The 10,502-nt window shown below is 64.5% G+C and carries 12 protein-coding genes; 5 read left to right on the forward strand and 7 right to left on the reverse strand.

Annotated features, from left to right (window positions below):
* Window positions 1–74: 74 nt before the first annotated feature.
* The gene (locus tag RX331_RS00890; RefSeq protein ID WP_317254804.1) at window positions 75–2,309 is read left to right on the forward strand and encodes a PAS domain-containing hybrid sensor histidine kinase/response regulator; all 2,235 of its coding nucleotides are present in this window, start codon (window positions 75–77) and stop codon (window positions 2,307–2,309) included.
* Window positions 2,310–2,471: 162 nt separating this feature from the next.
* Here the strand turns inward: RX331_RS00890 and coaA are convergent, their stop codons facing one another.
* From coaA to hisB, 7 genes are all read right to left on the reverse strand, one after another.
* The gene (gene coaA, locus RX331_RS00895; RefSeq protein ID WP_317254805.1) at window positions 2,472–3,428 is read right to left on the reverse strand and encodes a type I pantothenate kinase; all 957 of its coding nucleotides are present in this window, start codon (window positions 3,426–3,428) and stop codon (window positions 2,472–2,474) included.
* Window positions 3,429–3,444: 16 nt separating this feature from the next.
* Complete coding sequence (locus tag RX331_RS00900; RefSeq protein WP_317254806.1) at window positions 3,445–3,768, reverse strand: phosphoribosyl-ATP diphosphatase; 324 nt, start codon at window positions 3,766–3,768, stop codon at window positions 3,445–3,447.
* Window positions 3,769–3,850: 82 nt separating this feature from the next.
* Window positions 3,851–4,627 carry an imidazole glycerol phosphate synthase subunit HisF gene (gene hisF / locus RX331_RS00905; RefSeq protein ID WP_283031345.1) on the reverse strand — a complete coding sequence of 259 codons (777 nt, stop codon included), beginning with the start codon at window positions 4,625–4,627 and terminating at the stop codon, window positions 3,851–3,853.
* A 10-nt stretch (window positions 4,628–4,637) separates the two neighbouring features.
* On the reverse strand, window positions 4,638–5,387 hold the full coding sequence (gene hisA, locus RX331_RS00910) for a 1-(5-phosphoribosyl)-5-[(5-phosphoribosylamino)methylideneamino]imidazole-4-carboxamide isomerase (RefSeq protein ID WP_317254807.1): 750 nt from the start codon (window positions 5,385–5,387) through the stop codon (window positions 4,638–4,640).
* Complete coding sequence (gene hisH, locus RX331_RS00915) at window positions 5,375–6,025, reverse strand: imidazole glycerol phosphate synthase subunit HisH (protein WP_317254808.1); 651 nt, start codon at window positions 6,023–6,025, stop codon at window positions 5,375–5,377. Before hisH ends, hisA begins: the two co-directional genes overlap by 13 nt.
* Entirely contained in the window at window positions 6,022–6,552 is a 531-nt protein-coding gene (locus tag RX331_RS00920) for a DUF2628 domain-containing protein (RefSeq protein ID WP_317254809.1), read from the reverse strand. Before RX331_RS00920 ends, hisH begins: the two co-directional genes overlap by 4 nt.
* Before the next feature lie 40 nt (window positions 6,553–6,592).
* Entirely contained in the window at window positions 6,593–7,186 is a 594-nt protein-coding gene (gene hisB, locus RX331_RS00925; protein ID WP_317254810.1) for an imidazoleglycerol-phosphate dehydratase HisB, read from the reverse strand.
* 190 nt (window positions 7,187–7,376) lie between these two features.
* Between hisB and hslV the strand changes: the two genes are divergently transcribed.
* From hslV to hslU, 4 genes are read left to right on the forward strand one after another with little or no spacing between them, the layout of a single operon-like run.
* The gene (gene hslV / locus RX331_RS00930) at window positions 7,377–7,928 is read left to right on the forward strand and encodes an ATP-dependent protease subunit HslV (RefSeq protein WP_057862238.1); all 552 of its coding nucleotides are present in this window, start codon (window positions 7,377–7,379) and stop codon (window positions 7,926–7,928) included.
* Window positions 7,929–7,969: 41 nt separating this feature from the next.
* Entirely contained in the window at window positions 7,970–8,428 is a 459-nt protein-coding gene (locus RX331_RS00935; protein ID WP_317258350.1) for a GNAT family N-acetyltransferase, read from the forward strand.
* Window positions 8,425–9,036, forward strand: a complete 612-nt coding sequence (locus tag RX331_RS00940) for a DUF2585 domain-containing protein (protein WP_410708063.1) — start codon at window positions 8,425–8,427, stop codon at window positions 9,034–9,036. Before RX331_RS00935 ends, RX331_RS00940 begins: the two co-directional genes overlap by 4 nt.
* Before the next feature lie 51 nt (window positions 9,037–9,087).
* Window positions 9,088–10,389, forward strand: a complete 1,302-nt coding sequence (gene hslU, locus RX331_RS00945; protein WP_317254811.1) for an ATP-dependent protease ATPase subunit HslU — start codon at window positions 9,088–9,090, stop codon at window positions 10,387–10,389.
* The last annotated feature ends 113 nt before the right edge of the window (window positions 10,390–10,502 follow it).

A 10,502-nucleotide genomic window follows, 5' to 3' on the forward strand; every position in this document is an offset into this window, starting at 1 on the left:
GAAGCATCGTCTTTCCGAGAGGAACGGCGAAACAGGCCGGTTTCAATTCAGGCAGCAAGCTCAGGGTCATGGCGATGGGGCGAACTTTCCGGATCAAACTTGCCCTTCGCCGTTTCGGCCGCCGCCATCCCTGGCTCACCTTCATGGTCCGCTCTTTAATGATCTTCTCGATCGTGTTCGGCGGGGGCTATGGATTCATCGCCGCAAGCCGAAGCGAAAATTCCGGTTACGACCCGCACGCCTTTGCGATCGGCGTTGCTTTCCTTTTCGCAATCGCCTGCGTCGCGCTCGCCACGTTCAGCGTCCGCTTCCGCCTGTTGCGCAAGAAGATGCGCAAACTCGTGCTGCATAACGAGGCACTGGCCGACCGTAACTGGGAGCTGCAGGAGGCCGAGCAGCGCACCCGCCGTCTGTTCGAATCGCAAGGCGATTTGATCGTGCTGCGTGACGCCGACAGCCGCATCACCTTTGTCAACGACGCCTATTGCGAGCTGGCGCAGATGCCGCGCGATCAACTGATCGGCAGCCGCTTTGCGCTGCGCGTTCTCGAACAGGGCGACACCGCGCTGGAGCCGAACGGCACCCGTGTTCACGACCAGCGGATTGAGGGGCCGCTCGGCCAGCGCTGGATCGCCTGGCGCGAGGGGCTCGTCCGCAACGACGCCGGCGGACCGGCGGAAATGCAGAGCGTCGGCCGCGACGTCACCGACCGCACCGAAAGCGAACGCGCGCTTACCGAAGCCCGCGATCAGGCCGATGCGGCCAGCCGCGCCAAGTCGCGTTTCCTCGCCATGGCGAGCCACGAGATCCGCACCCCGCTCAACGGCATCATCGGCATGAGCAGCTTGCTGATGGATACGCCGCTGACGCCAGAGCAGACGACGTATGTCAAGGCGGTGAAGACCTCCGGCGACGCGCTGCTCGCGCTGATCGAAGAGCTGCTCGACTATTCCAAGATCGAGGCCGGCAAGATCGATCTCGAACACCGCCCGTTCGCGCTATCAGGCATGATCGAGGACATCACGGAGCTGCTGGCGCCGCGCGCGGAAGCCAAGAGAATCGAAATCGCCGCCTATGTTGACGAGCGGCTGCCGCGCGAGGTGATCGGCGATGCGGCGCGGCTGCGCCAGGTGCTGCTCAATCTCGCCGGCAACGCGATCAAGTTCACCTCGACCGGCGGCGTCGCCCTGATCGTCGAGCCCGGCATCTGGCCCGATGAAATCAGCTTCCTGGTGCGCGACACCGGCATCGGCATCGAGCCCGAGGCGCGCGAGCGCATCTTCCGCGAGTTCGAGCAGGCCGACGACAAGATCGCCCGCAGCTATGGCGGCACCGGGCTCGGGCTCAGCATCTCCGACCGCATCGTCAAGCGGATGGGTGGCCGGATCACGCTGGAGAGCCAGGTGGGCGTCGGCTCGACCTTCGAAGTCTCGCTTCCGCTCGCCGCCGCCGACGGCGAACAGGCCTCCTTCGCGGCGCCGGATCTTGCTGGCCAGTCGATCATGCTGGTCGCGCCGCAGAGCATCGAGGCGTCGCTGACCGCACGGCGGCTGCAGCGCTGGGGCGGCCAGACCTGCATGGTATCGGATACCGAGGTTGCCAGGGCGCTGCTGCCCGAGCGCTCCTGGCACACCGTGCTGATCGATCACGCGCTGGGGCTCGTCGAGGTCGAACGGCTCGGCGAAACCGCGCGCCTTCATGCAGCGCAGCGCATCGTGATGTTCACGCCGGCAACGCGGCAGGAGATGCAGCCATCCGCCAGTTCCGCCCTCACCGGCTATCTGGTCAAGCCGCTGCGCGCGGCATCGCTCGCCGCCCGCTTGATGGCTGCGCCGGAAGTGGCCGCGCCGAGCCTAGAGCCGGCGCTCGACCCCAACGAAACGTCGGATACCCCGGCTGCCAAGGGCCTGTCGATCTTGGTAGCCGAGGACAACCAGATCAATGCGCTGTTGATCCGCTCGTTGCTCGGTCGGCTCGGTCATCACGCCGTCATCACCACCAACGGCACTGAAGCGCTGGAGTCCTGGCTGTCGGCGAAGTCAGCCGGCACCCCCTATGACCTCGTCCTGATGGACATCCAGATGCCGCAGCTCAACGGCATTGAGACCACCAAGCGAATCCGCGCCCTCGAGGCCGGCGAGCCGGGCAATCGCACGCCGATCCTCGCGCTCACCGCCAACACACTGGTCGAAGACCGCTACGCCTGCTTCGAAGCCGGCATGGACGGATTCTTGATCAAACCGCTCGACCGCGAGAAGCTTGCGGAAGCGCTGATGGGATTGATCGCCTCGCGGCACATTGCGGCGTGAGCTGAATTGACCTCTGGTTGCTGTCGTCCCTGGAACGCAGGGACCCATAAGCACAGGAGCCAGTGACGAGAAGAAGGTCGTTCGCCGGCCTGCCCAAAGAAAAGCCGCGGCGTGTGGGTCCCTGCGTTCGCATTGCGTTCGCAGGGGCGACGCTTAAATAGATTATAGCCGCCGCAGCGCCACCGTCTCGACCAGATGGTCGGCGCGCTTTTTCAGGATCAGCGTTGCGCGCGGGCGGGTCGGCAGGATGTTGTCTTCGAGATTGGCGAGGTTGGTGCGTTCCCAGATCGCGATCGCGGTCGCGGTCGCCTCCTCGTCGGAGAGCACCGCATAGCGATGGAAGTACGATTTGGGATCGGTGAACGCGGTGTCCCGCAGCGCCAGGAAGCGCCGCACATACCATTCGCGCAGCACCGGCTCCTCGGCGTCGATATAGACGGAGAAGTCGAAGAAGTCTGACACCACAGGTACCGCCTTGCCGTCGCGCGGCAGGCGGCCGGTCTGCAGCACGTTGACGCCCTCGACGATCAGGATGTCGGGATGGTCGACCTCGATCCACTGGTTCGGCACGATGTCGTAGACCAGATGCGAATAGACCGGCGCGCGCACCGGCCGGCGTCCGGACTTGATGTCGCTGAGAAACGACAGCAGCGTCGGCAGGTCGTAGCTCTCCGGAAAGCCCTTCTTCTGCATCAGCCCCTGCCGCTCGAGCACGGCATTGGGAAACAGGAAGCCGTCGGTCGTCACCAGGTCGACCTTGGGCCGCGGCGACCAGCGCGCCAAGAGCGCCTGCAGCACGCGCGCGGTGGTCGACTTGCCGACCGCGACCGAGCCGGCCACGCCGATGATGTAAGGCACCTTGCGGTCGCGGATGCCGAGGAACTGGCGCTGCGACTGGTAGAGCCGATGCATGGCGTCGACATAGATCGAGAGCAGGCGCGACAGCGGCAGATAGATGTCCTCGACCTCCTGCAGATCGAGGCGGTCGTGCATCGAACGCAGCCGCTCGAACTCGCCCGGCTCCAGCGTCATCGGTGTGTCGTCGCGCAGCCGCGCCCACTGCTCCCGGGTGAAGATGCGGTAAGGATTATATTGCTGCTCGGGAGCCCGGATATCCATCAGCCTGTCCTCTCGGTCAGTCGCGCTTGCGCGATGCCTTCTCCTCGAGTCCCGACATCGAGGTCCGCTGCGCCAGCGCAGCCTCGACCTCTTCCAGCTTCACGCCGCGCGACTTCAGAAGCACCAGCAAATGAAACAGCAGGTCGGCGCTTTCGGCGATCAGGTGGTCGCGGTCGTCCTCGACCGCCGCGATCACGGTCTCGACCGCTTCCTCGCCCAGCTTCTTGGCGCAGTGCTCTGCGCCCTTGTCGAGCAGCTTGCGGGTGTAGGACGCCTCTCCCCCCGATGCGGCCCGTGCATCGATGGTGGCGGCCAGATCATGGATCGTGAAACGCGACATCAATCGAACTCAACACTCGCGCCCGGCCGAGGCCGCAGCGCCATCCCACCGTGGGATTTAGCACTTTTGTGACGGGGAGTCGTCAGGGATCGAGCCGCATCGGCAGGCCGGCCCGCACCATGTGCTCCTTGGCTTGGCGTATGGTAAATTCGCCGAAGTGGAATATCGAGGCGGCCAGCACCGCGGTGGCATGGCCCTGGCGAATGCCGTCGACGAGGTGGTCGAGGTTGCCAACGCCGCCGGAGGCGATGACCGGTACGGGGACACTGTCAGCGATGGCCTGGGTCAGCGGCAGGTCGAACCCCTGCCGCGTGCCGTCGCGATCCATCGAGGTGAGCAGGATCTCGCCGGCGCCGAGCGACACCACTTCCTGCGCGTATTCGATGGCATCGATCCCGGTGGAGTTGCGCCCGCCATGGGTAAAAATCTCCCAGCGGTCCGAGCCACCGGCGCGCTTGACCCGCTTGGCGTCGATCGCAACCACGATGCACTGCTCGCCGAATTTTTCCGCCGCCTGCTTGACGAACTCGCGGTTAGAGACCGCCGCCGAATTGATCGAGACCTTGTCGGCGCCCGAGCGCAGCAGCGTCTTGATGTCCTCGATGGTGCGGACCCCGCCGCCGACCGTCAGCGGCATGAAGCAGGCCTCGGCCGTGCGCCGCACGACATCCAGCATGATGCCGCGGTTTTCGTGGGTGGCGGTGATGTCGAGGAAGCACAATTCATCGGCGCCAGCGGCGTCATAGGCGATCGCCGCCTCGACGGGATCGCCGGCGTCGCGCAGGTCGACGAAATTGACGCCCTTCACAACCCTTCCGTCCTTGACGTCGAGACAGGGAATGACGCGGACCTTGAACATGACAGGCCTCCTAGGCCGCGGAGCGTGCGTTGCGGATCAGCGCCAGCGCGGGGGCGGGATCGAGCCGGCCGTCATAGAGCGCGCGGCCGGCAATCGCGCCGGCGAGCTTCTTGGCGCGCGGCTCCAGCATGGCCTTGATGTCCTCGATCGAGGCAAGGCCTCCGGAGGCGATCACCGGGATCGAAATGCTTTCGGCCAGCGCAATGGTCGCATCGAGGTTGAGGCCCTTCAAGAGCCCATCGCGCGCGATGTCGGTGAAGATGATGGCGGCAACGCCGGCATCCTCGAAACGTTGCGCGATCTCGAGGGCGGTAACTTGCGAGGTCTCGGCCCAGCCTTCGACAGCGACCTTGCCGTCGCGTGCGTCGAGCCCGACGGCGACGCGGCCGGGAAACTTTTTCGCGGCGCTCTTCACCAGCTCGGGATCGCGCACTGCTGCGGTGCCGATGATGACGCGGGCGATGCCCTTGTCGAGCCAGGCTTCCACCGTCTTGAGATCGCGAATGCCACCGCCGAGTTGCACCGGCATGGTGACGGCCTTGAGCATCGCCTCGACCGCGAGCGCATTCATCGGCTTGCCGGCAAAGGCGCCGTCGAGATCGACGACATGGAGATATTCAAACCCCTGCTCGGCGAAGGAACGCGCCTGCGCGGCGGGATCGAGGTTGAACACCGTCGCGCGCGCCATATCTCCCTGTTCAAGGCGCACGCACTGGCCGTTCTTCAGGTCGACCGCAGGAAAGAGGATCACGGCTTCCACTTCAAAAAGTTCGAGATCAGGGCCAGCCCGAAACGCTGGCTCTTCTCGGGGTGAAACTGCGTGCCGATCGCGGTGTCCTTGCTGACGATTGCCGTCACCGGCCCGCCATAGTCGGCGCGCGCCAGCACATCCGCTTCATTGGTGGCGTTGAGGTGGTAGGAGTGCACGAAATAGGCGTGCAGTCCTTTCGGCCCGAGCGGCAACCGCTCCAGCACCGGGTGTTCGCCGAGCAGGTCGAGCGTATTCCAGCCCATGTGCGGGATCTTGAGGTTCTCCTCGCGCGGCGAGATCTTCTCGACGTCGCCCTCGATCCAGTTGAAGCCCTCGGTGACGACATGCTCCTTGCCGCGCGTCGCCATCAACTGCATGCCGACGCAGATGCCGAAGAACGGCCGCGCCTTGACGCGCACCGCTTCGGTCATCGCCTCCAGCATGCCGTTCACGGCGTCGAGGCCGCGGCGGCAATCGGCAAAGGCGCCGACGCCCGGCAGCACGATACGGTCGGCGCGGTACACCGTGTCAGGGTCGCGCGTCACCACGACCTTCTGCGGATCTTCCATGCTGCGCGACGCCCGCTCGAAAGCCTTGGCCGCCGAGTGCAGGTTGCCGGAGCCGTAATCGACGATGGCAACGGTCATCGCTGTCCTCCCGGCTCTGGAAACAGGCCGATGATCCCGCCTTGCGGCAATGGCGGCGGTGGTTTTGAGAATGGCTGGCCTGGAATGTTGCGGGTCGGCGGCGGCGCGCCGCGATCGACCGCCCATTGGTCGTTGACCAGGCCTCGCCCACCGGCCCAGCGCTCGAAGAAGCGATGCTCGGCAGCTTCCTCGTCGTCCGCCACCACGATGTCGAGCTGGCGCCATTTGCCGCGCGACAGCATCCAGCGTCGCAGGCTGGCGGCCTCCAGGCCCATCAGGATGGCGATCAGAAGATCGACAGTGAAGACGGTGCCGCGGCTGGCGCCGATCGCGGACATCCCGAAATGGACGGCGATCATCAATACGATATAGCCGATCAGCACCAGCCAGAGCCGGTACCACAACAGCCAGATCACGCTCGCGACCATAGCCCAGAAATGGAATCCGTCGCGAACGAAGACGAATTTGTCGGTCGCCGAAAGACCGGCGCCATTGGCTACGGGAGCATGCACTGTGTAGACCGGCATCGAACCTCTCCGCCGCGAACCAAAACCGCGAACAAGGAAATCAGCCGCCGAGCTGACCCTTGGTGGAAGGCACCTCGCCCGCCGCGCGCGGATCGATCGCAACCGCGGAACGAAGCGCCCTCGCCAGACCCTTGAAACAGGATTCGGCGATATGATGGCTGTTCTCGCCATATAGGGTCTCGACGTGTAAAGTCACGCCGGCGTTGACGGTGAAGGCGTTGAACCATTCGCGCACCAGCTCGGTGTCGAATGTACCTACCTTGTCGCGCGGGAAATCGACCTTGAACACCAGTACCGGCCGGCCCGAAATGTCGATCACGACGCGCGACAGTGTCTCGTCCATCGGCATATGGATCGAGGCATAGCGGGTGATGCCGGCCATGGTGCCGAGCGCCTGCTTGACGGCCTGGCCGAGCGCGATGCCGACGTCCTCGGTGGTGTGGTGATGGTCGACATGGAGGTCGCCATCGGCCTTGACCGTGATGTCGATGCGGGAATGCCGGGCCAGGAGATCGAGCATATGGTCGAAAAAGCCAATACCGGTCGAGACCTTGGACACGCCGGTACCGTCAAGGTTTACCGCCACCTCGATGTCGGTTTCCTTGGTCTTGCGCTTGATGGACGCTGTGCGCATGAAAACTGCTTCCCTCTGGCCGCTCGGGGCCGAAAACGCGGCCCTTTTAACAGGCCGATGTCGCCTTCGCTACTGCGGGATGTCGCCCAAGGGGTCGAACTTGACCTATGGTGACCGGAATCCGGGCCGAGAGGCCGCGATTGTAACCCTCCCCGCCAGCCCCTAAATCTGACGGGAACGAGGACAATCCATGCAAGCATCTGAAAGCAACCTGCCGATCTGGCACGGCACGACGATTTTGACAGTCCGCAAGGGCGGCAAGGTGGTGATCGGCGGCGACGGCCAGGTCTCGATCGGCCAGACCGTCATCAAGGCCAACGCCAAAAAGGTCCGGAAAATCGGCAAGGGCGACGTGATCGGCGGTTTTGCCGGAGCCACCGCCGACGCCTTTACCCTGTTCGAGCGGCTGGAAAGCAAGCTGGAGCAGTATCCGGGGCAATTGACCCGCGCGGCCGTCGAACTCGCCAAGGACTGGCGGACCGACCGCTATCTGCGCCGCCTCGAGGCCATGATGATCGTTGCCGACAAAGACGTCTCGCTGGTCCTGACGGGCACCGGCGACGTGCTGGAGCCGGAAGCTGGCGTGATGGCGATCGGCTCCGGCGGCAACTATGCCCTGGCCGCCGCCCGCGCCTTGGTCGAGACCGACAAGGATGCCGAGACCATCGTGCGCCGGGCGCTGGATATCGCCGCCGATATCTGCGTCTACACCAACCGGAACGTGACGATCGAGACGCTCTAGGAGAGCCGCCGGTGCCTAGGCCGGACTACGTCTTCCGCCCCATGACCTCTGCCGATCTGCCGCTGGTTCGCGGTTGGCTGGCGGAGCCCCATGTCGTGGAGTGGTGGGGCGATCCGAACGAGCAGTTTAATCTGGTCAGCGGTGACCTCGACGAACCGGCGATGGACCAGTTCATCGTCGCGGCCGGCGGCAGCGATTTCGCCTATCTGCAGTGCTACGCACTGACGGCGTGGAATACGGGTTTCGGCGAGCATCCGGACGGCACCCGCGGCATCGACCTCTTCATCGGCGAGCCCGGCCTGATCGAACGCGGCCATGGCTCGGCGCTCATCCGCGCCTTCGCCAGCGGGCGCCTGCGCAGTGGTGCGCCGCGCATCGTCACCGATCCCGACCCGGCCAATGCAAGGGCCATTCGCGCCTACGAGAAGGCGGGCTTTGAAAAATCGCGTATGGTCGATACACCTGATGGCCCCGCTCTCTTGATGGTCCGCAACGCATGACCTCGACCAGCAGCATAGACAAGGCGGCGATGGTCCGCACGCTTTCAGGCCGGCATTGGCTTTTGATCGCCGCCAGCATCCTCGCAGCCCAGGCCGCGATCCTCTACGGGATGGGCCGCCTGCCGATCTGCGCATGCGGCTATGTCAAGCTCTGGCACGGCGTGGTGCAGAGTTCGGAGAACTCGCAGCACGTCGCCGACTGGTACACGCTCTCGCACATCCTGCACGGCATCCTGTTCTATGGCGCAGCGTTCCTTGCGTTCCCCCGCCTCGCCTGGCAGGGCCGCCTGATCCTGGCCATGCTGGTGGAAGGCAGCTGGGAGCTGGTCGAGAATTCCGACTGGATCATCGACCGTTATCGTGCCGGCACGATCTCGTTGGATTATTTCGGCGATACCATCGTCAATTCGATCTCGGATTCGCTGGCGATGATCGGCGGTTTCCTGCTGGCGAAGAAGCTGCCGGTGGCCATGACCGTGGCGCTCGCGATCCTGCTCGAGCTGGTGCTGGCGCTGCACATTCGCGACAATCTGACGCTTAACATCATCATGCTGATCCATCCCTTCGATGCGATCAAGCTGTGGCAGGGTGGCCCGCCTTACATCTGAGATGCCTTACAACGCCTTGCTCTCGCAACACTGGACGCCTACCTAGGACCTATGACCGACTTCTCTCCCCGTGAAATCGTCTCCGAACTCGACCGCTTCATCGTCGGCCAGGCCGATGCCAAGCGCGCCGTATCGATCGCGCTGCGCAACCGCTGGCGGCGGCTGCAGCTCACCGGCAGCCTGCGCGAAGAGGTGCTGCCGAAGAACATCCTGATGATCGGGCCGACCGGTGTCGGCAAGACCGAGATCGCGCGGCGGCTGGCAAAACTTGCCGGCGCGCCCTTCCTCAAGGTCGAGGCCACGAAATTCACCGAAGTCGGCTATGTCGGCCGCGACGTCGAGCAGATCATCCGCGATCTCGTCGAGGTCGCGATCATCCAGGTGCGCGAGCGCAAGCGCAAGGACGTGCAGGCCCGCGCGCAGCAAGCCGCCGAGGAGCGCGTGCTGGACGCGCTGGTCGGCCCGGCCTCGAGCCCGGCGACCCGCGATTCCTTCCGGAAGAAGCTGCGCGCCGGCGAACTCAACGACAAGGAAATCGAGATCGAGACGCAGTCCTCCGGCGGCATGCCGATGTTCGAGATACCGGGCATGCCGGGCGCGCAGATGGGCGCGATCTCGATCGGCGACATCTTCGGCAAGATGGGTGGCCGAACCAAAACCCGCCGCCTGACGGTGGAGGGCTCGCACGAAATCCTCGTCAACGAGGAATCCGACAAGCTGCTCGACAACGACCAGCTCGTGCTGGAAGCGATCGCCGCAGTCGAGAACAACGGCATCGTGTTCCTCGACGAGATCGACAAGATCTGCGTGCGGGAAAACCGCGCCGGCGGCGACGTCTCACGTGAGGGCGTGCAGCGCGACCTGCTGCCCCTGATCGAAGGCACCACCGTCACGACCAAGCACGGCGCGGTCAAGACCGACCATATCCTGTTCATCGCTTCCGGCGCGTTTCACATCGCAAAGCCCTCGGACCTGCTGCCGGAATTGCAGGGCCGCCTGCCGATCCGCGTCGAGCTGGAAGCGCTGAGCCGCGACGACATGCGCCGCATCCTGACCGAGCCGGAGGCCTCGCTGATCAAGCAATATGTCGCGCTGATGCAGACCGAAGGCGTGACGCTCGACATCACCGACGGCGCCATCGATGCGCTGGCCGATGTCGCCGTCGCCGTCAATTCGACGGTCGAGAACATCGGTGCGCGGCGGCTGCAGACGGTGATGGAGCGCGTGCTCGACGAGATTTCATTCTCCGCGCCGGACCGCCATGGCGAGACGTTCAAGGTCGACGCAGACTACGTGCAGAAGCACATCGGCGACCTCGCCAAGAACTCGGATCTGAGCCGGTTTATCTTGTAGCCCTGCGACCCCGGACGGTAATTATACGGAATTCCCTTCGCTCCGTCCGGGCTACATTCTCATAATCCATTGTGGGCTTCGGCTAAGGCCGCTATTCCGTTTGCGGCCACTGC

This window comes from Bradyrhizobium sp. BWA-3-5 (assembly GCF_032917985.1).
GTDB lineage: Bacteria > Pseudomonadota > Alphaproteobacteria > Rhizobiales > Xanthobacteraceae > Bradyrhizobium.